Source organism: Curtobacterium flaccumfaciens UCD-AKU (genome assembly GCF_000349565.1).
Classification (GTDB): Bacteria; Actinomycetota; Actinomycetes; order Actinomycetales; family Microbacteriaceae; genus Curtobacterium; species Curtobacterium poinsettiae.
In genome coordinates, this window is the sequence record NZ_KB714610.1 from 169,923 (window position 1) to 191,522 (window position 21,600).

General features: G+C 71.2%; 21 protein-coding genes. 18 read left to right on the forward strand and 3 right to left on the reverse strand.

Translation table 11 applies throughout. From position 1 onward, the window contains the following. Window positions 1-15: 15 nt before the first annotated feature. Window positions 16-1,863: a translation elongation factor 4 gene (lepA, locus tag H489_RS26035; protein WP_017886664.1), complete on the forward strand. Its 1,848-nt coding sequence runs from the start codon at window positions 16-18 to the stop codon at window positions 1,861-1,863. 7 nt (window positions 1,864-1,870) lie between these two features. Here lepA and H489_RS26040 read toward each other — a convergent pair whose 3' ends face one another. Beyond that, complete coding sequence (locus H489_RS26040; RefSeq protein ID WP_017886665.1) at window positions 1,871-2,368, reverse strand: hypothetical protein; 498 nt, start codon at window positions 2,366-2,368, stop codon at window positions 1,871-1,873. Window positions 2,369-2,499: 131 nt separating this feature from the next. On the opposite strand from H489_RS26040, the gene H489_RS26045 reads away from it, so the two are divergent. Next, window positions 2,500-3,147 carry a DUF1990 family protein gene (locus H489_RS26045; RefSeq protein ID WP_017886666.1) on the forward strand — a complete coding sequence of 216 codons (648 nt, stop codon included), beginning with the start codon at window positions 2,500-2,502 and terminating at the stop codon, window positions 3,145-3,147. 99 nt (window positions 3,148-3,246) lie between these two features. On the opposite strand, the gene H489_RS26050 is transcribed toward H489_RS26045, so the two are convergent. Further along, window positions 3,247-3,939, reverse strand: coding sequence for an HAD family hydrolase (locus H489_RS26050; protein WP_017886667.1), 693 nt, complete (start codon window positions 3,937-3,939; stop codon window positions 3,247-3,249). A gap of 29 nt (window positions 3,940-3,968) precedes the next feature. On the opposite strand from H489_RS26050, the gene hemW reads away from it, so the two are divergent. Continuing rightward, complete coding sequence (gene hemW / locus H489_RS26055; protein WP_031259452.1) at window positions 3,969-5,222, forward strand: radical SAM family heme chaperone HemW; 1,254 nt, start codon at window positions 3,969-3,971, stop codon at window positions 5,220-5,222. Window positions 5,223-5,259: 37 nt separating this feature from the next. On the opposite strand, the gene H489_RS38785 is transcribed toward hemW, so the two are convergent. Further along, a complete protein-coding gene (locus H489_RS38785) occupies window positions 5,260-5,787 on the reverse strand; it encodes a DUF4870 domain-containing protein (RefSeq protein ID WP_017886669.1) in 528 nt (175 codons plus the stop codon). A gap of 109 nt (window positions 5,788-5,896) precedes the next feature. Here H489_RS38785 and hrcA point away from each other — a divergent pair, with 109 nt between their 5' ends. The 15 genes from hrcA to H489_RS26135 all read left to right on the forward strand — a co-directional run bounded on the left by hrcA (window position 5,897) and on the right by H489_RS26135 (window position 21,503). Beyond that, window positions 5,897-6,916: a heat-inducible transcriptional repressor HrcA gene (gene hrcA / locus H489_RS26065; protein WP_017886670.1), complete on the forward strand. Its 1,020-nt coding sequence runs from the start codon at window positions 5,897-5,899 to the stop codon at window positions 6,914-6,916. Window positions 6,917-6,949: 33 nt separating this feature from the next. After that, entirely contained in the window at window positions 6,950-8,062 is a 1,113-nt protein-coding gene (dnaJ, locus tag H489_RS26070) for a molecular chaperone DnaJ (protein WP_017886671.1), read from the forward strand. Further along, on the forward strand, window positions 8,062-8,796 hold the full coding sequence (locus H489_RS26075; RefSeq protein WP_017886672.1) for a 16S rRNA (uracil(1498)-N(3))-methyltransferase: 735 nt from the start codon (window positions 8,062-8,064) through the stop codon (window positions 8,794-8,796). Before dnaJ ends, H489_RS26075 begins: the two co-directional genes overlap by 1 nt. Window positions 8,797-8,834: 38 nt before the next feature. Beyond that, window positions 8,835-9,188 carry a histidine triad nucleotide-binding protein gene (locus H489_RS26080; protein WP_017886673.1) on the forward strand — a complete coding sequence of 118 codons (354 nt, stop codon included), beginning with the start codon at window positions 8,835-8,837 and terminating at the stop codon, window positions 9,186-9,188. Beyond that, a complete protein-coding gene (locus H489_RS26085) occupies window positions 9,178-10,320 on the forward strand; it encodes a PhoH family protein (protein ID WP_017886674.1) in 1,143 nt (380 codons plus the stop codon). The genes H489_RS26080 and H489_RS26085 overlap by 11 nt, the downstream gene beginning before the upstream one ends. Beyond that, the gene (ybeY, locus tag H489_RS26090; RefSeq protein WP_017886675.1) at window positions 10,317-10,778 is read left to right on the forward strand and encodes an rRNA maturation RNase YbeY; all 462 of its coding nucleotides are present in this window, start codon (window positions 10,317-10,319) and stop codon (window positions 10,776-10,778) included. The genes H489_RS26085 and ybeY overlap by 4 nt, the downstream gene beginning before the upstream one ends. A gap of 3 nt (window positions 10,779-10,781) precedes the next feature. Then, a complete protein-coding gene (locus H489_RS26095) occupies window positions 10,782-12,104 on the forward strand; it encodes a hemolysin family protein (RefSeq protein WP_017886676.1) in 1,323 nt (440 codons plus the stop codon). Beyond that, on the forward strand, window positions 12,101-13,039 hold the full coding sequence (era, locus tag H489_RS26100) for a GTPase Era (protein ID WP_017886677.1): 939 nt from the start codon (window positions 12,101-12,103) through the stop codon (window positions 13,037-13,039). Before H489_RS26095 ends, era begins: the two co-directional genes overlap by 4 nt. Before the next feature lie 73 nt (window positions 13,040-13,112). Further along, window positions 13,113-14,351, forward strand: a complete 1,239-nt coding sequence (locus tag H489_RS26105) for a sensor histidine kinase (protein ID WP_017886678.1) — start codon at window positions 13,113-13,115, stop codon at window positions 14,349-14,351. After that, entirely contained in the window at window positions 14,348-15,037 is a 690-nt protein-coding gene (locus H489_RS26110) for a response regulator (protein ID WP_017886679.1), read from the forward strand. The genes H489_RS26105 and H489_RS26110 overlap by 4 nt, the downstream gene beginning before the upstream one ends. 112 nt (window positions 15,038-15,149) lie before the next feature. Then, on the forward strand, window positions 15,150-15,902 hold the full coding sequence (locus tag H489_RS26115; protein WP_017886680.1) for an ABC transporter ATP-binding protein: 753 nt from the start codon (window positions 15,150-15,152) through the stop codon (window positions 15,900-15,902). Next, complete coding sequence (locus H489_RS26120) at window positions 15,899-17,299, forward strand: ABC transporter permease (RefSeq protein ID WP_017886681.1); 1,401 nt, start codon at window positions 15,899-15,901, stop codon at window positions 17,297-17,299. The genes H489_RS26115 and H489_RS26120 overlap by 4 nt, the downstream gene beginning before the upstream one ends. Before the next feature lie 498 nt (window positions 17,300-17,797). Continuing rightward, window positions 17,798-19,573, forward strand: coding sequence for a 2-isopropylmalate synthase (gene leuA, locus H489_RS26125; RefSeq protein ID WP_017886682.1), 1,776 nt, complete (start codon window positions 17,798-17,800; stop codon window positions 19,571-19,573). Window positions 19,574-19,860: 287 nt separating this feature from the next. Then, window positions 19,861-20,709, forward strand: a complete 849-nt coding sequence (gene recO, locus H489_RS26130) for a DNA repair protein RecO (RefSeq protein WP_017886683.1) — start codon at window positions 19,861-19,863, stop codon at window positions 20,707-20,709. Beyond that, window positions 20,706-21,503, forward strand: a complete 798-nt coding sequence (locus H489_RS26135; protein WP_017886684.1) for an isoprenyl transferase — start codon at window positions 20,706-20,708, stop codon at window positions 21,501-21,503. Before recO ends, H489_RS26135 begins: the two co-directional genes overlap by 4 nt. Window positions 21,504-21,600 lie beyond the last annotated feature (97 nt).

A 21,600-nucleotide genomic window follows, 5' to 3' on the forward strand; every position in this document is an offset into this window, starting at 1 on the left:
CCCACCTGAGGAACCGTGAGCCCACAAGCATCCGCTCCGCTGGAGCCCGCAGCGACCCCGGCCGACGCGATCCGCAACTTCTGCATCATCGCGCACATCGACCACGGCAAGTCGACGCTGGCCGACCGCATGCTGTCGATCACCGGCATCGTCGAGGACCGCGCGATGCGTGCGCAGTACCTCGACCGCATGGACATCGAGCGCGAGCGCGGCATCACGATCAAGTCGCAGGCCGTCCGCATGCCGTGGGAACTCGACGGTGAGACCTTCGCGTTGAACATGATCGACACCCCCGGGCACGTCGACTTCTCGTACGAGGTCTCGCGGTCCCTGGCGGCGTGCGAGGGCGCGATCCTGCTCGTCGACGCCGCGCAGGGCATCGAGGCGCAGACGCTCGCGAACCTGTACCTGGCGCTCGAGAACGACCTCGAGATCATCCCGGTCCTCAACAAGATCGACCTGCCCGCGGCCGAGCCGGACAAGTACGCCGCCGAGCTCGCGCAGCTCATCGGTGGCAAGCCCGAGGACGTCCTCCGGGTCTCCGGCAAGACGGGCGTCGGCGTGCCCGAGCTCCTCGACCTGGTGGTCCGCCGCGTGCCGGCCCCCGTCGGCGACGCCGAGGCCGCGCCCCGCGCGATGATCTTCGACTCGGTCTACGACAGCTACCGCGGTGTCGTCACCTACGTCCGCATGATCGACGGCACCATCTCGCCCCGCGAGAAGGTCCAGATGATGTCGACCAAGTCGACGCACGAGATCCTGGAGATCGGGGTCTCGAGCCCGGAGCCGAAGCCCACCAAGGGCCTGTCGGTCGGCGAGGTCGGCTACCTGATCACCGGCGTGAAGGACGTCCGCCAGTCGAAGGTCGGCGACACCGTCACCAGCGCGCAGAAGCCGGCGACCCAGGCGCTGCCCGGCTACACCGACCCGAAGCCGATGGTGTTCTCGGGCCTGTACCCGATCGACGGCAGCGACTACCCGGTGCTCCGTGAAGCGCTCGACAAGCTCAAGCTCTCCGACGCCGCACTGGTCTACGAGCCGGAGACCTCGGTCGCGCTCGGCTTCGGGTTCCGCTGCGGGTTCCTCGGGCTGCTGCACCTCGAGATCATCACCGAGCGGCTGTCCCGCGAGTTCGGCCTCGACCTCATCACCACCGCCCCGAGCGTGATCTACGAGGTCACGACCGAGGACAACGCCGTGACCGAGGTCACGAACCCCTCGGAGTTCCCGACCGGGCGCATCGTCGAGGTCCGCGAGCCGATGGTCCGCGCCGCGATCCTGGCCCCGAAGGACTACGTCGGCGCGATCATGGAGCTCTGCCAGCAGCGCCGTGGCTCCCTGCTCGGCATGGAGTACCTCGGCGAGGACCGCGTCGAGATCCGCTACGAGATGCCCCTCGGCGAGATCGTCTTCGACTTCTTCGACCAGCTGAAGAGCAAGACCCAGGGGTACGCGTCGCTCGACTACGAGCCCACCGGCGACCAGGCCGCCGACCTCGTCAAGGTCGACATCCTGCTGCAGGGCGACCAGGTCGACGCGTTCAGTGCGATCGTGCACCGCGACAAGGCGTACGCCTACGGCACGCTCATGACCGAGCGGCTGCGCAAGCTCATCCCGCGCCAGCAGTTCGAGGTGCCGATCCAGGCCGCCATCGGCGCCCGCATCATCGCCCGCGAGAGCATCCGCGCCATGCGCAAGGACGTCCTGGCCAAGTGCTACGGCGGTGACATCACCCGCAAGCGCAAGCTCCTCGAGAAGCAGAAGGAGGGCAAGAAGCGCATGAAGACCATCGGTCGGGTCGAGGTCCCGCAGGAAGCCTTCATCGCGGCGCTCTCCGGCGACGTCGAAGAGAAGAAGAAGTAGCGCCGGTTCAGCCGGTGCGGCGGGCGCGGGCCCGCAGGGCGGCCAGGCCGAGGGCCGGGAGGCTCGCCGCGGCCAGTCCCGCCAGTGCGGTCCGCAGGATGGCCCAGTGGGCAGCCGCGTCGAAGTCGCTCTGTCGGCCCGAGGTGACCCCGGCGGCCACGGCGCCGACCACCATCGCGAGGGTCACCACCGCGAGGGCGAGCGGTAGTCGTCGCCCCGGGTGACGACGCACCGCGGACACCAGAGCGGCACCGAACAGCAGCACCCCGGCGCCGGCACAGCTGGCCCCGACGGCGGCGATGAGGTTCGCGGTGTCGAAGCCGGTCCAGGCCTCGGGGGCGAGTGCGACGGCGGCGTACCGGGCGGGGGACGCCGCAGCCGAGGTCGTCACGTCCACCAGCACCCGGGCGGCGGCCGCCAGGCCGAACGCGACGAGCGTGAGCACGGCGAGGGCAGCGGTCCGGCGGTCGACGGACCGCGGGCGGGCGGGGGTGGTGTGGGGCACCTGCTGACGATAGCCGCGTGGCGGGCGCTTGTCGGGCCTCCAGTTCGGGGCGCACCGGCGCCGCGCCGGTCGGGCTGAGCTGAGAGGGGATCGGTTCGATCCGGGGCGGCCCGCCCAAGTAGCATGGCGGCATGAGCATCCGCGGGAGCTACCGGACCGCCCTGACGTACGGCGCGGTGGGGGCGACCCAGGCGTCGGACCTCATGACCTACCCGCCCGAGGGCTTCACCCCGGCCGAGTCGCGCGCGCGGATCGGACACGGCGACCAGCGGTTCGAGACCGCCGTGGTGCAGGCACTGACGTGGCAGATCCAGGAGCGCAGCGGCGTGCGGGTCCGCGTCGAGGAGCAGCCCGACGACGACGAGGTCCGGTACAACCCGGTGACCTTCGACGACGACGGCGTGCCGATCGCTCCGGCGTCCATCGGGACGCCCCGGGTCGAGAAGTTCGCACCGGACGGCACACCGCTGCTGACGGCGGGCACGAGCGCGACCCTGACGATCCACGCCTTCGGGCAGACCGTGCTTGCACCGGTGCGGGTCGTGTCGATCATCGACGAGCACGACCGCAAGGGCTTCGCGTACGGCACGCTCGAGGGGCATCCGCTCTCCGGCGAGGAGTCGTTCGTCGTCGAGCGCACCCAGGACGGCTCGGTGTGGCTGCAGATCCGGCAGTTCTCGCAGCCGTCGAGCGCGAAGTGGCGTTTCGTCGCGCCGTTCGTGCGCCGGCAGCAGAAGGTCATGGCGGAGAAGTACCTGGCGGCGCTGCGGGGCGACTAGGCGCCGGGGCCGCGCCTGTCGCGCGGGGGTCGTGGCCGTCGCGCCGGGGCGCGACGCGCGGGGGTCGTGGCCGTCGCGCCGGGCGCGTCCGGCCACTGCTCAGCGCAGCGGCGGGAGCGCGGCGATCGCGTCCTCGATGAGCGCCGCGTCCTGCTGGCAGTCGCGCGCGACCGTCACGGCGTTCGTGTGCCGGAGCGCGTCGACGTCGTAGATGCCGGTGGCCACGGCCAGGAACGGGATGCCGGCGGCGTCGGCTGCCTCGCCGTCACGCGGGGTGTCGCCGACGATCACCGCCCGGGTGCCGACCAGGTCGGCGGCGGCACGGTGGGTGACCCCCGCCCGCTCGACCTCGGTGTCGCCGAAGTACGAGTGCTCCCAGTCGAAGCCGTCGGGGTCGAACCCGGCGCCGGTGAGCTTCACCCGGGCGCGGTACTCCGAGTTGCCGGTGAGCAGCCCGTTGCGCCACCCGAGCTCGGCGAACCGGGTCAGGAGCGCCTTCGCTCCGGGGACGGGGCTGCGGTGGTCGCCGGAGGCGTGCCGTTCGGCGGTCAGGTCGTGCAGGTGCCGACTGACCGTGGGGACCAGGGTGTCCTCGAACGCGTGGGCGCGCACGTGCTCGGCGATGAGTCCGGCGTCGGTCCGGCCGTGCTGGTGCCCCACCCGCAGGGTGAGGTCGCGGCCCACCGCCCGCTCGAGGGCCAGGTGGTAGAGGTTGCCCGGGGACGACGCGTTCATCACGAGGGTGCCGTCGATGTCCCACAGGACCGTGGTGGGGACGGGATGGTGCTCCATGGCTCCCATCATGACGGACAATGGACTCCATGCCGAGTGCTCTCCCGATCGCCGATCCAGCACCCGCGGACGGCCTGATCACGCCGTGGGCGGCAGCGGGCCCCGCCACCGGCCCCGGCGCTGCTCCCGCCGCCGGTGACGTCCCGTTCGGCGTCTACGTGCACGTCCCGTTCTGCCGTGTGCGCTGTGGCTACTGCGACTTCAACACCTACACGGCCTCCGAGCTCCGCGGCGTCCGTCGCGACGACTACGCCGGCCACGCCGTGCGCGAGATCGAGTGGGCCGCGACCGTGCTCGACCGTTCCGGCGTGCCGCGGCGCCCGGTGTCGACCGTGTTCTTCGGCGGCGGGACCCCGACCATGCTGCCGGCGTCCGACCTGGCGATGATCCTGCGGGCGATCGACGACACGTGGGGCATCCTGCCCGGGGCCGAGGTCACCACCGAGGCGAACCCCGACTCCGTCGACGCGGCGTCGCTCGAGACCCTGCGGGCTGGCGGGTTCAACCGGATCAGCTACGGGATGCAGTCCGCGGTGCCGCACGTGCTCGCCACGCTCGACCGCACGCACGACCCCCTGCGGGTCCCCGTCGTCGTCGACCTCGCGAAGCAGCAGGGGCTCGACGTCTCGCTCGACCTGATCTACTCCACGCCGGGGGAGTCGCTCGCCGACTGGCGGACCTCGCTCGACGCCGCGATCGCGTGCGAGCCCGACCACGTGTCGGCCTACTCGCTCATCGTCGAGGACGGCACCGCGATGGGCCGCATGGTCGCCCGCGGTGAGCTCCCCGCCCCCGACGACGACCTGGCCGCCGACATGTACGAGCTCGCCGACCAGGTGCTCGGCGACGCCGGCTACTCCTGGTACGAGGTCTCGAACTGGGCGCGCGGCGACGGGCACGCGAGTCGCCACAACCTGTCCTACTGGAAGGGCCACGACTGGTGGGGCGTCGGCCCCGGTGCGCACTCCGCCGTCGCCGGTACCCGCTGGTGGAACGTCAAGCACCCGGCCGCCTACGCGAACCGGGTGCTGTCGGGGGAGTCGCCGGCCGCCGGCCGCGAGACCATCGACGACGAGACGCGGTACGTCGAGCGCCTGCTGCTCGCCGCGCGGGTCCGCGGGGAGCTCGCCACGAGCGAGATCCGCCAGGAGGCCCGTGGCCGGGTCGCCGGCCTCATCGCACGCGGGCTCGTGGACGGGTCGGCCGCGGTGCGGGGACGCATCGACCTGACCCTGCAGGGGCGGCTGCTCGCCGACGCGGTGGTGCGGGAGCTGCTCGACTGAGCGGCGTTCGCACTGCTTGCTGCCGAGTGCGTGCCGCTTACTGCTTGATGAACTCGATCGAGAGCGGGTAGCGGTAGAACTGGCCCTGGTTCGCGGCGATCGCGGCCATGATGCTGAAGATCAGCGACACGATGCCCGCGGCGAAGATGATCAGGAGCCCGACCCCGAACACCGAGGTGAGGGAACCGACCACGTAGGCGATCGCCATCGTGATGTGGAAGTTCAGGGCGACCCGGGTGTGCTCGCGGATGAAGCCGCCGCGGTCGCGCAGGACCAGGTAGGCCACCAGCGGTGCGACCACGGTGAAGAAGATGCCGCCGATGTGTGTCAGCGTCGCCCAGAGGCGCTGGTCCTCGGGGCTCATCGGCTGGGGCGGGGTGTACCCGGAGGGGTACTGGGGCCCGCCGGGGTACTGGGGGCCGCCGGGCTGCTGCGGCCCGCCGGGGCCGGGGCCGTACTGGCCCCCGGGCTGCTGGGGGCCACTGGGCTGCTGGGGCCCGCCGGGCTGCTGCGGCCCGCCGGGCTGCTGGTCGGAAGGGCCGCCGGGCTGCTGTCCGTAGGTCATGGCGGAAGCGTATCGGCCGACCGCCCGGAAGTCCCGGGCCGTCAGCGGTCGGGCGTAGGATCAGCAGTCGACACGTCCGAGTGCCAGGTCGATCGGGAAGGAGACGCTCGTGGTCAGTGAACGCAGCCTCGAGGTCCTCAAGGCCATCGTGCGCGACTACGTGGCGTCGCGTGAACCCGTCGGGTCGAAGACCATCGTCGAGCGGCACGCCTTCGGGGTCAGCGCCGCGACGATCCGCAACGACATGGCCCTGCTCGAGGACGAACAGCTCATCGCGGCCCCGCACACCTCGTCCGGTCGCGTACCGACCGACAAGGGCTACCGCCTCTTCGTGGACCACCTCGCCGGTGCCCGTCCGCTCTCCAGCGCGCAGCGGCACGCCATCGAGACCTTCCTCGGCGCCCCGAACGACCTCGACGAAGTCCTCGGGCGCACCGTCCGGCTGCTCAGCCAGCTCACGAACCAGGTCGCCCTGGTGCAGTACCCGTCGATGGTGCGCGCCCGCGTGCAGCACGTCGAGCTGGTGCGGCTCGGTGACGCCCGCCTGATGGTGGTGCTCATCACCGACACCGCCCGGGTCGAGCAGCGCGTGGTCGAGACCGACGTCGCGCTCGACGAGGACTCGCTCGGCGAACTCCGCACCGTGGTGAACGGCGCGACGGTGGGGCTCCTGCTGCAGGACGTCCCGACCGCACTCCGGGCCGTGCCGCAGCAGCTCCGCCCCGACGCCCAGACGCTCGGCGGGGTCGTCGTCGCCACGCTCATCGAGCAGGTCGCTGCGAACCGGCAGGACCGCCTGCTGATGGCCGGTGCGGCGAACCTGGCGAAGAGCGAGCAGGACTTCTCCGGCGGCCTCTTCCCCGTGCTCGAAGCGATCGAGGAACAAGTCACCCTGCTCCGCTTGTTCGGGGAGATGCAGGTGGACGACATCGCGGTGGCGGCCAGCATCGGCGTCGAGAACGCCGAGTACGGGCTCGACGCCACGAGCATCGTCGCCGGCGGCTACCTGGCCGGTGGCGAGGTGGCCCGACTGGGCGTCCTCGGACCGACCCGGATGGACTACGGCACGAACATGGCGGCCGTCCGGGCCGTCGCCCGGTACCTGTCCAAACTCCTGGGCGAACATTGACCAACCGACCGAACCCAACCGACTGAGGGATACGTGGCAGACCACTACGACGTCCTCGGCGTCCAGCGAGACGCCTCCGATGCCGACATCAAGAAGGCCTACCGCCGCCTGGCGCGTGAGCTCCACCCGGACGTGAACCCGGCACCCGACGCCGCCGAGCGCTTCAAGGACGTGACGCACGCGTACGACGTGCTGAGCGACCCCGAGCAGCGACGCCGGTACGACGCCGGACCGCAGGCCGACAGCCCCTTCGGAGGCGGTGCTGGCGGCTTCAGCGACATCTTCGACGCCTTCTTCGGTGGTGGCGGTGGCGGCGGACGTGGCTCCGGCCCGCGCAGCCGTGCCGAACGGGGGCAGGACGCCCTGCTCCGCATCGAGGTCGACCTCGACGAGGTCGTCTTCGGCACCCACAAGGACGTCGAGGTCGACACGGCCGTGCTGTGCGAGACCTGCCACGGCTCCTGCTGCGCACCGGGCACCAGCCCGCGCACGTGCGACATCTGCGGCGGTTCCGGGCACATCCAGCGCCAGGTCCGGTCGCTCCTCGGCAACGTCGTGACGAGCGCCCCGTGCGGCACCTGCCGCGGGTACGGCACCGTCATCCCGAGCCCCTGCCCGACCTGCCAGGGCCAGGGCCGCGTCCGCGCCCGTCGCACCGTGCCGGTGGACGTCCCCGCCGGCGTCGACTCCGGACTGCGGCTGCAGATGCCGGGCCAGGGCGAGGTCGGTCCGGCCGGTGGCCCGTCCGGTGACCTGTACCTCGAGATCCGCGTGCGCCACGACGACGTCTTCAGCCGCGACGGTGACGACCTGCTGGCCACGCTCGAGGTCGGCATGACCGACGCCGTCCTCGGCACGACCACCACCATCGACGGCCTCGACGGTCCGGTCGAGCTCGAGATCCGACCCGGTGTGCAGAGCGCCGACGTCCTCGTCATCAAGGACCGCGGCATCACGAAGCTGCGCGGGAACGGGCGCGGCGACCTGCGGGTCGGCGTGCAGGTCGTCACCCCGACCAAGCTGTCCCACAAGGAACGGCAGCTGGTCGAGCAGCTCGCGAAGTCGCACAAGACGACGGCTCCGCAACTCGCCCGGTTCCAGCAGGGCATGTTCGGCAAGCTCCGCGACCGGTTCTTCAACCACTGATGGCGTCGCTGTACCTCGTCGACTCGCTCGACGTCGTCGTCGGCGACACGGTGTCGCTCGACGGTGCCGAGGGCCGGCACGCGGTCTCCGTCGCGCGGGTGCGGGTCGGCGAGGTCCTGCGGATCGCCGACGGTCGGGGCACCGTGGTGTCCGGGCCGGTCACGGCACTCGGCAAGGACACGCTGGAGCTCGCGGTCGAGACCCTCGAGCACCAGGACGCACCGCGTCCGTCGCTGACGCTGGTGCAGGCACTGGCGAAGGGCGGCCGCGACGAGATGGCCGTGCAGGCGGCGACCGAGATCGGTGTCGACCGGGTGGTGCCGTGGTCGGCTGCGCGCAGTGTCTCCCGGTGGGGCGGCGCGAAGGTCGAGAAGGGTCGTGCGCGGTGGGCCGCCATCGCGCACGAGGCGGCGAAGCAGGCGATCCGTCCGCGCGTCCCTGTGGTGGCACCGCTCGCGACGACGGGCCAGCTCGTGTCGGCTCTCGGAGCAGGGACCGCACTCGTCGTGCTCGACCCCACCGCGACCGTGCGGCTCGCCACCTGGGAACCACCGACGGACGCCGAGGACATCGCGCTCGTCGTCGGACCCGAAGGCGGCATCGACGGTGCCGAGCTCGACCGGCTCGAGGCCGCCGGTGCGGTGCGTGTCCGACTCGGCGACAGCGTGCTCCGCACCTCCACCGCAGGACCGGCGGCACTCGCTGTCCTGCAGGCGCGACTGGGTCACTGGTGAGCCGGACCCCGCCGTCGGACGCGTCCTACGATGGAGCCATGAGCACCAGCACGCCCAGCGTCTTCTCCAAGATCATCGCGCGCGAGATCCCGGCGACCATCGTCGCCGAGGACGACCGTGTCATCGCGATCGAGGACATCGCGCCCAAGGCCCCCGTCCACGTGCTCGTCGTGCCCAAGACGGAGCAGTACGCGAACGTCGCGGAGCTCGCCGCGGGGGACCCCGACCTCCTGGCCCACGTGGTCGCCACGGCGCAGCGCATCGCCGACGAGCGCGCCGACGGCCAGTTCCGACTCGTCTTCAACACCGGCGAAGCCGCCGGTCAGACCGTGTTCCACGTGCACGCGCACGTACTCGCAGGTGAACTGCAGGAAGGCACCCTTGCCGGATAACGAACCAGCACAGCCCACCGCCGCCGACGAACAGCCCGTCTCCGTCTCGCTCCAGGTCGACGGCATCGCCATGGTGCAGCTGCTCGGCCCCCAGGACCGACTGCTCAAGACCGTCGAGCGCCAGTACCCGGGTGTCCGGGTGGTCGTCCGTGGCAACGAGGTCACGCTGACCGGCCCCGAACGCGACGTCGCCCGCGCGAAGGCGCTCGTCGACGAGCTCGTCGGCATGGTCAAGCGCGGGCAGGAGATCGGCCCGTCCGACATCCCGATGTCCGCACGGATCCTCGACGACGACCGCAAGCCGTCCGACACCTTCGGCACCCCCATCGTCTCGAGCCGCGGCAAGTCCGTCCGGCCGAAGACCGACGGGCAGCGTGCCTACGTCGACGCCATCGACGAGCACACGATCACGTTCGGCATCGGCCCGGCCGGGACCGGCAAGACCTACCTGGCGATGGCGAAGGCCGTGCAGGCGCTGCAGCGGCGCGAGGTCAACAGGATCATCCTGACGCGTCCCGCGGTCGAGGCCGGCGAGCGGCTCGGCTTCCTGCCGGGCACGCTCACCGACAAGATCGACCCCTACCTGCGGCCGCTCTACGACGCCCTGAACGAGATGATGGACCCGGAGCTCGTCCCGAAGCTCCTGGCGGCCGGCACCGTCGAGGTCGCCCCGCTGGCGTACATGCGTGGTCGGACCCTGAACGACTCGTTCGTCGTGCTCGACGAGGCGCAGAACACCACGCCCGAGCAGATGAAGATGTTCCTGACCCGTCTCGGGTTCGGTTCGAAGATGGTCATCACGGGTGACATCACCCAGGTCGACCTGCCGGGCAACGTGTCCGGTCTCCGGCTCGTGACCCGCATCCTCGACCAGGTCGATGACATCCACTTCGCCCGTCTCGGCAGCGAGGACGTGGTCCGCCACACCCTCGTCGGTCGGATCGTCGACGCCTACACGGTCTACGACGAAGAGCGCCTCGCCGAGCAGGCCGGCCAGCGCCCCGGCGGCCGCGGAACCGCTCCGGTCGGCAACCCCGACGGCGCCAACCGCGCCGAGCGTCGTGGGCGCCCGCCGCAGGACCGTGCACGGCCCCCGTACCCCCAGAACGACGCCCGAGGAGGCAACCGGTGAGCATCGAGCTCAACAACGAGTCCGGCGTCGAGGTGGACGAGGCCGCGATCCAGCGGCTCGCCGCGTTCGCCCTGGACGCCATGCACGTCCACGCCGACGCGGAGCTCGCGATCGTGCTGGTCGACGAGGGCGCGATGGAGCAGTTGCACGTGCGGTGGATGGACGAGCCCGGCCCGACGGATGTCCTGAGCTTCCCGATGGACGAACTGCGGCCCGGCACCGAGGACGACCCGACGCCGGCCGGACTGCTCGGCGACATCGTGCTCTGCCCGCAGGTGGCCGAGGAGCAGGCGAAGACCGCCGGGCACTCGAGCACCGACGAGATGCTCCTGCTCACCTGCCACGGCATCCTGCACCTGCTCGGCTTCGACCACGCCGAACCCGACGAGAAAGCCGAGATGTTCGGCATCCAGGGCGAGATCCTGACCGCGTTCGCCGCCCAGCACCGAGGGCGGTAGCCGATGGTCGTCGTCGCCGGACTCCTCGCGGTGGCGCTGGGGCTCGTCGTGCTCGGCGGGCTCCTCGCCGCGAGCGACGCCGCGCTCTCCGTGGTGTCCCGAGCCGACCTCGAGGAGATCGCCAGGGGCAACAAGCGCCGTCGGTCGATCGAGGCGATCGCGGACGACGTCGGCGCGCACGTGAACGCGCTGAACTTCTTCCGGGTGCTGGCCGAGACGGCCGCCGCTGTGCTCGTCACGATCGCCCTGGTGCGTGCCTTCGACAGCTGGTGGGTGGCGCTCGTCGTCTCCGCCGCGATCATGACCGCGGTGTCGTTCGTGCTGGTCGGGTCGAGCCCGCGGAGTGTCGGGCGGGCCCACGCCGAGCGACTCATCGGTGCCACCGGCGGCATCGTCCGCGGGGTGCGCATCGTGCTCGGACCGCTCGCCGGGCTGCTCGTCCACATCGGCGACCGGGTCACCCCCGGCCGCGGCCGGAGCGCGTCCACGGTGTCGAGCGAGGAACAGCTGCTCTCCCTGGTCGACGAGGCCACCGAGAGCAACGTGCTCGAGGACGAGGACCGCGAGCTCATCCACTCGGTGTTCGAGTTCAGCGACACCCTGGTGCGTGAGGTCATGGTGCCGCGGACGGACATGCTCACCGTCGACGGCGCGGACACCCTCGGTGTGGCCATGGAGCAGTTCCTCGCCGCCGGTGTCTCCCGCATGCCGGTCACGGGCAAGGACAGCGACGACGTGCGCGGTGTCCTGTACCTCCGCGACGTCGCGCGGTCGCTGTACGAGCGGCCCGCGTCCCGTGGCGAGCGGGTCAGCCGGCTGCTCCGCCCCGCCGAGTTCGTGCCGGAGTCGAAGCACGCCGACGACACCCTGCGGCACATGCAGCTCGCCAAGAACCACCTGGTGCTGGTGGTCGATGAGTACGGCGGAGTCGCCGGACTCGTGACCATGGAGGACCTCATCGAGGAGCTCGTCGGCGACATCTCCGACGAGTACGACCGCGCCGTCGTCGACCGCACCGAGGTCGAGCCGGGTGTGTGGCGGATCTCCGCACGACTGCCGGTCGACGAGCTCGGCGACCTGTTCGGCATCGAGCTCGACGACGACGACGTCGACACCGCCGGTGGGCTGCTCACCAAGGAGCTCGGACACCTTGCCGTGTCCGGCGAGACCGTCACCGTGTCCGGCGTCGTCCTGACCGCCGACCGTGTCGAGGGCAAGCGCCGCCACCTGATCACCGTGCTCGCCGAGCGCACCCATGCCCTGGCCGACGTCGAGGACGCCTTCGACGACGCCGAAACCACCACGACGGGAACCACGCACGCATGACCGACCCCGACACCACCCCAGCCGGCTCGGACAAGCCCTACCGCGCGGGCTTCGTCTCGTTCGTCGGCCGTCCGAACGTCGGCAAGTCGACGCTGACCAACGCCCTGGTGGGCGAGAAGGTCGCGATCACGTCGTCGAAGCCGCAGACCACCAGGAGTGCCATCCGCGGGATCGTGCACCGGCCCGACGGGCAGGTCATCATCGTGGACACGCCGGGCGTGCACCGTCCGCGCACGCTGCTCGGCGAACGGCTGAACGACCTCGTCCAGTCCACGCTGGGCGACGTCGACGTGATCGGGTTCTGCGTGCCGGCGAACGAACCCGTCGGTCCCGGCGACCGGTTCATCAACGACACGCTCGACCAGTACCCGCGCGCCAAGAAGATCGCGATCGTCACCAAGATCGACAGCACCTCGAAGGACCGCGTCGGCGAGCAGCTGCTGGCCGTCTCGAAGCTCCGCGACTGGGACGCCGTGGTGCCGACCTCGGGCACACGGGGCATGCAGCTCGAAGACCTGCTGGGCGTCGTCACGAGCCTCTTGCCCGAGTCCCCGCAGCTCTACGACTCGAGTGCGGTGACCGAGGAGACCGACGAGGAGCGCATCGGCGAACTCATCCGTGAGGCGGCGCTCGAAGGTGTCCGTGACGAGCTGCCGCACTCGCTGGCCGTCGTCATCGAGGACATCGTCGAACCCGACGAGGACGACGACGCCGACGGGCCACTGCGCATCTTCGCGAACCTGTTCGTCGAGCGCGACAGCCAGAAGGCGATCGTCATCGGGCACAAGGGCGAGCGTCTCAAGGACGTCGGCTCGCGGGCCCGCGTCGAGATCGAGTCGCTGCTCGGCGGCCGGCACGTCTACCTGAACATCCGCGTGAAGGTGGCCAAGGAGTGGCAGCGTGACCCGAAGCAGCTCGGACGCCTCGGCTTCTGATCGTCGGACCCCTGCAGCCCGGGTCATCCGGGCGAGGGACGCGCTGGTGAGCGGTCCGCCGTACCGTGGACGGGTGTTCCGTCCGATGCTCCGTGCGCAGGTCATCACCGACCTGGTGATCGCCGTGCTGCTCGGCGGCCTGGTGCTGATCGCCAGCGGGCGCGGCATCGACGGTCCGCTGTCGGTGATCACGGTCGTCGGCATGACCGCCGCCCTGGCGCTCCGTCGGTCGTCACCGGGGCTGGCACTGGCCGTGGCGTGGGCGTTCGCGGTCTTCGAGATGGTCACCCTGCAGGTGCCGGACGTCTCGAACGCGTTCATCGCCGGCGTGATGTACACGACGAGTGCGTACGGCAGCCGTCGTGTGCGGCTGGCCGGACTCGTGTCGGCGATCGTCGGTTCGGTGACCGCGGCGGCCTACCTGGGCTTCGACGACTACCAGAACCGGCTCACGTACGAGACCGCCTCGACCCCGCTGCAGGAGTCGCTGCAGGTCACGTTCTCGTTCTTCGCCGTCGTCCTGCTCCTGCTCCTGTTGCCCTGGCTCGCCGGGCTCGTGGTCCGGACCCGTCGGTCGGCGAGCATGAGCCGCGAAGCCCAGCTGCTCGCCGAGCGTGACGCCGCGCGGGCCGACCGGGCCGTGGCCGTCGAGCAGGAGCGTGTCCGGATCGCCCGCGACATGCACGACATCGTCGCCCACTCGCTCGCGGTCGTCATCGCGCAGTCCGACGGCGCCCGGTACGCGCTGAAGGCCGACCCCGCCGTCGCCGATCAAGCGCTCAGCACCATCTCGACGACGGCCCGGCGGGCGCTCGGTGATGTCCGTGAACTCCTCGGCGCGCTCCGGCACGAGCAGGGGACCGCGCCGACGCCCGAGATCGACGACATCGACCGGCTCGTCGACGAGATGCGCCAACTCGGGCTCGACGTCCGGGTGGAGCGCGAGGGCGACCCCGGCGGGTTGCCGACCACCACGCAGCTCGCGGTGTACCGGATCGTGCAGGAGAGCCTGACGAACGCGTACAAGCACGGCGAGCCGGGCAGTCCGGTGCACGCCGCTCTGACCTACCGACCGGACACGGTCGAGATCGCCGTCGTGAACCGCCGAGCCGACGACGGCGTCCGCGGCCCGGGCACGGGCCACGGACTGGTCGGCATGCGCGAGCGCGCCGTGATGACCGGTGGCACGATGACCGCAGGAGCCCGGGGCGACGACTTCGCGGTCGCCGTCCGGATGCCGACCGTCCCGGCCAGTGGGCAGATGCCCCGCGGTCGCATCACCCCCACCGAGCAGGAGCGCAGCGCCCGATGACCACGACCCCGACCGACGATCATGCGATCCGCGTCGCCCTCGTCGACGACCAAGCGCTCTTCCGCACCGGCATCCGGATGCTCATCGACTCGCAGCCCGACCTGCGGTTCGTCGGCGAGGCCGGCGACGGGGCCGAGGGGGTCGAGCTCGTCCGCCGGACCCGCCCCGACGTGGTGCTGATGGACGTCCGGATGCCCGTGATGGACGGCATCACGGCGACCGGCCACATCGTCGAGCAGTCCGGCACCGACGGCGCGAAGGTCCTCGTGCTGACGACGTTCGACTTCGACGAGGCCGCCGCCAAGGCCATCCGTGCCGGAGCGAGCGGGTTCGTGCTCAAGGACGCCGACCCCGAGTTCCTGCTCGCCGCGGTCCGCACCGTGCACGCCGGCACCGCGGTGTTCGCCGCCTCGGCGACCCGTGAGCTCCTGCGACGGTACGACGACTCGGTCGGACGCGCCGCTGCGGTGCCCGCGGCCTTCTCCGACCTCACCCCGCGTGAGCGCGAGATCTTCGACCTGGCCGCCCGCGGCTTCAGCAACAGCGAGATCGCCCAGCACGAGTACGTCAGCGAGGCGACCGTGAAGACGCACATCTCGCGGGTCCTGACGAAGCTCGAGCTCCGCGACCGGGTCCGTCTCGTCGTCTTCGCCCACGAACACGGGCTCGTCACCAAGGCCGAGTGACGCCGGGTCATCCCGACGGATGACCCCTCCACAGACAACCGAGCCGAGCGGACGATCAACAGGAGCCGTCCGAGCGACGCGTGACGGGGCCGGCGGCGGCCATCGTGGATGCATGACCACCAGCCACGCTCCGATCATCCGCCTCGACCACGTGTCCAAGCACTACGGCGACGCCGCCCGACGCGTCACCGCGCTCGATGACGTCAGCGTCGACATCGGCGCGGGGGAGTTCACCGCGGTGATGGGGCCGTCCGGGTCCGGCAAGTCGACGCTCATGCACGTCGCGGCCGGCCTCGACGCCGTGACCACCGGCCGGATCCACATCGACGGCGTCGACATCACGGCGCTGGGCGACAAGGACCTCACCGAGCTGCGCCGTCGCCGACTGGGCTTCGTCTTCCAGTCGTTCAACCTCGTCCCGACGCTCGATGTCAGCGAGAACATCCGGCTGCCGTTCCTGCTCGGTGGGCACAAGCCCTCGCGCGAGGAGACCGCCTGGATCGACCGTCTGGTCGAGATGCTCGGACTCGGCAACCGGCTGACCCACCGGCCGCACCAGCTCTCCGGCGGGCAGCAGCAGCGCGTCGCCATCGCGCGGGCCCTCGCCTCGCGACCGGCGGTGGTCGTCGCCGACGAGCCGACCGGTGCCCTCGACTCCCGCACGGGTCGCGACGTCCTGTCGATCCTGCGCGGTGCCGTGCAGGAATGGGGCCAGAGCGTCGTCATGGTCACGCACGACCCGGTGGCCGCCGCGAACGCCGACCGCATCCTGTTCCTGGCCGACGGCCGGATCGTCGCCGACCGCCCGGCGATGGACGCCGGCGCGATCTCCACCACGATGCTCGGGATGGAGGCGGCAGCGTGAACGGCGTCCGCTCCTTCGCCCCCACCGTCCTGGTTGCTGCCCTCGGCACCACGTTCGGTTCCGCCCTGGTCATCGCACCGGGCATCGTCACCGAAGCGCTCCGAGCAGCCGGCGTCGCCGACCTCGGGCCGATCAAGGCGATCCTGTCCGTGGTCGGGTGGTTGTTCCTCGGCATCGCGCTCTACGTCGGCGCGATCGTCACCGCGAACACCTGCGCCACCCTGATCGCCGGGCAGACCCGGATCATCGCTCTGCAGCGGCTCGTCGGGGCGACCGGAGCCACGCTCCGTGCGCGGATCACCCGGACCGGTCTGGTCGTCGGCGTGCTCGGCGGGGTCATCGGTGCCGTCGTCGGGACCGCACTCTCGGCACTCTTCGTCGTCGTCCTGCGGGGCAACGGTGTCCTGCCCGACACCGAGTACACGTACGTGCCGTGGGAGCTCGTCCTGCCGGTCGTTGCCGTCGTCCTCGCCACCTGGGGCGCCTTCGCCTCCGGGTCGCGTCGCGTGCTCACCGTCACCCCGCTCGAAGCGCTCTCGTCGTCCGTCGAGCCCAGCCACGACGACGTCCGGTCCGGTACCGCCCGCAAGGTCTGGGCGATCGTGCTCATGGCCGGCGGTGCGCTGCTGATGGCGCTCGGGCTCGCCGTCAGCTCGGTGTCCCCGGTCGCGGTCCTGCCGGCGGCGCTGGGCGGGTTCGTCTCCTTCGCCGGGGTCGCGGTCGGGGCGACGATCGTGATGCCGCCCGTGCTGCAGCTCATCGGGCGCATCGGCTCGCACGACCCGGTGGTCCTGCTCGCCGGGCGCAACGCGATGCGGGCGCCGGGGCGGTCCTCGCGGGCGACCATCGGGCTCGTCATCGGTGTCACCCTGCTCGTCACCTTCGCGGTGGCGCTCGGGATCATGCAGCACGTGCTCGAGACCCAGATGCGCGCGTTGAGCGAGGGGAGTGCCACACCGGCGATGATCGAGGCGCAGCGTGACCTGTTCGTGCAGATCAACGCCGTCGTCAGCGTGATCGTCGGGTTCTCCGCCGTGATCGCCGCCGTCGGGGTCGTGAACGCCCTGGCACTCGGGGTGCTCCAGCGTCGACGCGAACTCGGGCTGCTCCGCGTGCTCGGCCTGACCGGTGCCCAGGTGCGCCGGATGATCGTCACCGAGGCGGTGCAGATGGTCGTCGCGGCCGTCGTCTCGGGTCTCGCGCTCGGCACCCTGTACGGCTGGGTCGGCGGGCAGACGCTCCTCGGCTCGCTCGGGACTCCCGTGTCGCCGGTGCTCCCACCGCTGACGATCGGCATCGTGGTGGTCGGCGCGCTGGTCCTGGCGGTCGTCGCGACCATCGCCCCGGTGCGCCGCGCGATGCGCGTCCCGCCGACCGAGGCGCTCGCGGTCGACTGACCCGGCGCCCTCGGCGCACCACACGACGAGACGGGAGGCCCGGTGCCAGCTGGCACCGGGCCTCCCGTCTCGTCGTGGCGTCGCGCCGACGTCCTCTGCACGGCGCGGCCACGCCGCTCACGCCCGCGGAGTGGTCTCGAACTGTCGTCTGGACGCGGTCCGGGCGACAGAACGTGACCACTCGGCGACCGACCCGCGGCATGTCGTGACCGCTCGGAGCCGCTCGGAGCTTCTCGGGGCCGCTCGGAGCCGCTCGGCACCCCGCTCGGCACGCCAGCCTGCATCCCCGCTCGAGCGCGCCGAGGTCCTGCGTCACACGCTTGCGCCTGCCCGTTGCTCCGGTGCTACCGTGGGTCCCGATGTACTCCGCACTGCTCCTCCTTCGCTGCCGCGACGAGGCCTGACACTCCGGCCCACCTCGTCGCGGAGTCCGTCGTGGCCGCACTGACCAGAGCCCACGCACACCGGCTCACGAACACGCGACGAAAGCGAAGAACGATGCAGAACACGCAGCAGCCCTCCGGGATGCCGATCCACAAGTACGTCCCCTTCCACGAGCAGATCGCCGTCGAGCTGCCGGACCGCACGTGGCCCACGAAGCGCATCGACAAGGCCCCGCGCTGGTGTGCCGTCGACCTGCGTGACGGCAACCAGGCCCTCATCGACCCGATGGACGCCGAGCGGAAGCGCGCGATGTTCGACCTCCTCGTCCGGATGGGCTACAAGGAGATCGAGGTCGGGTTCCCGAGCGCCTCGCAGACCGACTTCGACTTCGTCCGGTCGCTGATCGACGAGGGCGCGATCCCCGACGACGTCACGATCCAGGTGCTGACCCAGGCGCGTGAGCACCTCATCCAGCGCACCTACGAAGCGATCGACGGCGCGAAGCAGGCCATCGTCCACCTGTACAACTCCACGAGCATCGTCCAGCGCGAGGTCGTCTTCCGCACCGACGTGCAGGGCGTGGTGGACATCGCGGTCACCGGCGCGAAGCTGTGCAAGGCTGCCGAGGCGACGCTGCAGCACGACACGACGATCTACTACGAGTACTCGCCGGAGTCCTACACGGGCACCGAGCTCGAGGTCGCGCTGGAGATCTGCAACGCCGTGCTCGAGGTCTTCGAGCCGACGCCCGAGCGCAAGGTCATCATCAACCTGCCCGCCACCGTCGAGATGGCCACGCCGAACGTCTACGCGGACTCGATCGAGTGGATGTCGCGCCGCCTCGCCCACCGCCAGGACGTCATCCTGTCGCTGCACCCGCACAACGACCGCGGCACCGCGGTCGCCGCCGCCGAGCTCGGCTACCTGGCCGGCGCCGACCGGATCGAGGGCTGCCTGTTCGGCAACGGTGAGCGCACCGGCAACGTGGACCTGGTCGCCCTCGGGATGAACCTGTTCACGCAGGGCATCGACCCGGAGATCTCGTTCGCCGACATCGACCAGGTGAAGCGCACCGTCGAGTACTGCAACCAGCTGCCGGTGCCCGAGCGCCAGCCGTGGGCGGGTGACCTGGTGTACACGGCGTTCAGCGGCTCGCACCAGGACGCCATCAACAAGGGCTTCGAGGCGATGAAGGCGAAGGCCGCCGCCGCGGGCAAGGACATCGACGAGATCGCGTGGGCGGTGCCGTACCTGCCCGTCGACCCGAAGGACATCGGCCGGTCGTACGAGGCCGTCATCCGCGTCAACTCGCAGTCCGGCAAGGGCGGTGTGGCGTACCTGCTCAAGACCGACCACGCCCTCGACCTGCCCCGCAAGCTGCAGATCGAGTTCTCCGGCGTCGTCCAGCGGCACACCGACACCGAGGGTGGCGAGTTCTCGTCGCAGCGCATCTGGGACGTGTTCCAGGACGAGTACCTGCCCGCGTCGATCGACGACGAGAAGTGGGGCCGCTACGAGCTCACCAAGACGGCGACGTCGAGCGACTTCGAGGGCACGACCTCGCTGTCCGTGGCTCTCCGGGTCGACGAGGGCGCGGTCACGGCCGAGGCCGTCGGCACCGGTCCCATCGACGCGTTCCTGAAGGTGCTCGCCGAGCAGGGCGTCCAGGTCACCCTGTACGACTACTCCGAGCACACGATGAGCGCCTCCGGTGACGCCAAGGCCGCGTCCTACGTCGAGCTCGACGTCGACGGCGTGCGCCTGTGGGGCGTCGGCATCGACGCCGACATCTCGACGGCGTCGCTCAAGGCGATCGTGTCCGCGGTGAACCGCGCGGTGCGCGCGGGTGCCGCGGCCGGAGCAGACGCGCCGGAGCTCGTCTCCGCCTGAGACGCAACCAGACAGGAGGCTCCCCACCGGGCACGGCCTGATCGCCGCTGGCGCGTCGACCAGGTACCGGCCGGTGTGGGCCCAGGTGTGGGTCCGTCCCGCACCGCGCCTCCTGTCTGTGCGCACGTTCACTGCCTCACGCAAGACGCCGTCGTGTTGCCGAGGCGCCTCCGGAAGTCGCGGCGTCTCGACGAGTGCGCGGCGTCCGGCGAAGACGACGGCGTCTTGTCGCAACGCCCAGCCCGGCACCGCACGCGGCTGTCGGCGGGGCGGGGGATACTGGGGTCATGCCGCTGTACCGGGACGAGTGCGTCGTGTTGCGCACCCACAAGCTCGGTGAAGCCGACCGCATCGTCACGATGCTCTCGCGGCAGCACGGCAAGATCCGCGCGGTGGCCAAGGGCGTGCGGCGGACGGCGTCGAAGTTCGGCAGCCGGCTCGAGCCGTTCATGGTCGTGGACGCCCAGTTCTACGAGGGCCGGTCGCTCGACATCGTCACCCAGGCGGAGTCCCTCGGTGCGTACGGGGCCCAGATCGTCGCCGACTACGGCGCGTACACGGCGGCCAGCGCCATGGTCGAGACCGCCGACCGACTGAGCGAGGCCGACGCCGGGCTGCAGCAGTACCTGTTGCTCGTCGGGGCGCTCCGCTCGTTGTCCCGCGGCGAACACCAGTCCAGCGCGACCCTCGACTCGTACCTGCTGCGCGCGATGAGCATCGCGGGGTGGGCCCCCTCGTTCAGCGACTGTGCGGTGACGGGGGAGCCCGGCCCGCACTCGGCCTTCGTGGTGCAGCTCGGTGGTGTCGTCGCCGACCGCGCGGCGCCCCCGGGGACCCCTCGGCTCGACCCGGCGACGCTCGGTGTGCTCGGCTCCCTGCTGGCGGGTGACTGGGCGACGGTGGACGCCACCGACGAGCGGACGCGTTCGCGGGCCTCCGGCGTGGTCGCGGCCTACGCCCAGTGGCACCTGGAACGATCGCTCCGGTCCCTGCCGCACGTCGACCGCTCCGAGCACCCGATGCCCGTGCCCCAGACCCACGGCGGACCCGAGGCGACAGCGCGTGCGGTGGCCTCGACCCCGGCACCCGCCGTGCCCGACCTCGATCCCGCTGTCGAAGGAGCCCCCACCGCATGAGCCCCCGCCGCCCCGACGACGTCGAACCGTTCCGCCCGATCGACTGGACCGGCGAGACGCCCCCGGCGATCCCGGCCCGGTTCGTGCCGGAGCACGTGGCGATCGTCATGGACGGCAACGGCCGGTGGGCGAACGGCCGCGGTCTGACCCGGATCGAGGGGCACAAGGCGGGCGAGGCGTCGTTGCTCGACGTCGTCGCGGGCGCCATCCAGATCGGCGTCGGGCACGTGTCGGCGTACGCGTTCTCGACGGAGAACTGGAAGCGCTCCCCGGAAGAGGTCCGGTTCTTGATGGGCTTCAACCGCGACGTCATCCGTCGGCGCCGCGACCAACTGCACCAGTGGGGCGTCAAGGTGCGGTGGGCCGGTCGGCGTCCGCGACTGTGGCGGAGCGTCATCGACGAGCTCGAGACCGCCGAGCGGATGACCGCGGGCAACGACGTCCTGACGCTGACGATGTGCGTGAACTACGGCGGCCGGAACGAGATCGTCGACGCGGTGCGGGGCATGGCCGAGGACGTCGCCGCCGGGCGCCTGAAGCCGAGCCAGGTCACCGAGAAGGCCCTGGCGAAGCGGCTCTACGTGCCCGAGATGCCCGACGTCGACCTGTTCCTCCGGAGCTCCGGCGAGCAGCGCACGAGCAACTTCCTGCTCTGGCAGTCCGCCTACGCCGAGATGGTGTTCCTCGACCGGCTCTGGCCGGACTTCCGCCGCACCGACCTGTGGGGTGCGATCGAGGAGTACGCCAGCCGCGACCGTCGCTACGGCGGTGCGGTCGACGCGCCGACGGCGTAGTCCGAGCCGAGGCGGACGCCGGGCCGGGGCCGAGTCTCGGATCCGCGGACAGGCTGCGCCGTCTGAGCGGCGCGGAATGTCCGCGCAGCCGAGACTC

Coding starts and splice junctions, on each gene's coding strand:
- recO (WP_017886683.1), top strand. CDS start 19,861: ATGCCGCTGTACCGGGACGAGTGCGTCGTGTTGCGCACCCACAAGCTC.
- H489_RS26080 (WP_017886673.1), top strand. CDS start 8,835: ATGAGCACCAGCACGCCCAGCGTCTTCTCCAAGATCATCGCGCGCGAG.
- H489_RS26135 (WP_017886684.1), top strand. CDS start 20,706: ATGAGCCCCCGCCGCCCCGACGACGTCGAACCGTTCCGCCCGATCGAC.
- leuA (WP_017886682.1), top strand. CDS start 17,798: ATGCAGAACACGCAGCAGCCCTCCGGGATGCCGATCCACAAGTACGTC.
- H489_RS26075 (WP_017886672.1), top strand. CDS start 8,062: ATGGCGTCGCTGTACCTCGTCGACTCGCTCGACGTCGTCGTCGGCGAC.
- H489_RS26115 (WP_017886680.1), top strand. CDS start 15,150: ATGACCACCAGCCACGCTCCGATCATCCGCCTCGACCACGTGTCCAAG.
- H489_RS26050 (WP_017886667.1), bottom strand. CDS start 3,939: ATGGAGCACCATCCCGTCCCCACCACGGTCCTGTGGGACATCGACGGC.
- H489_RS38785 (WP_017886669.1), bottom strand. CDS start 5,787: ATGACCTACGGACAGCAGCCCGGCGGCCCTTCCGACCAGCAGCCCGGC.
- H489_RS26110 (WP_017886679.1), top strand. CDS start 14,348: ATGACCACGACCCCGACCGACGATCATGCGATCCGCGTCGCCCTCGTC.
- H489_RS26045 (WP_017886666.1), top strand. CDS start 2,500: ATGAGCATCCGCGGGAGCTACCGGACCGCCCTGACGTACGGCGCGGTG.
- H489_RS26095 (WP_017886676.1), top strand. CDS start 10,782: ATGGTCGTCGTCGCCGGACTCCTCGCGGTGGCGCTGGGGCTCGTCGTG.
- hemW (WP_031259452.1), top strand. CDS start 3,969: ATGCCGAGTGCTCTCCCGATCGCCGATCCAGCACCCGCGGACGGCCTG.
- era (WP_017886677.1), top strand. CDS start 12,101: ATGACCGACCCCGACACCACCCCAGCCGGCTCGGACAAGCCCTACCGC.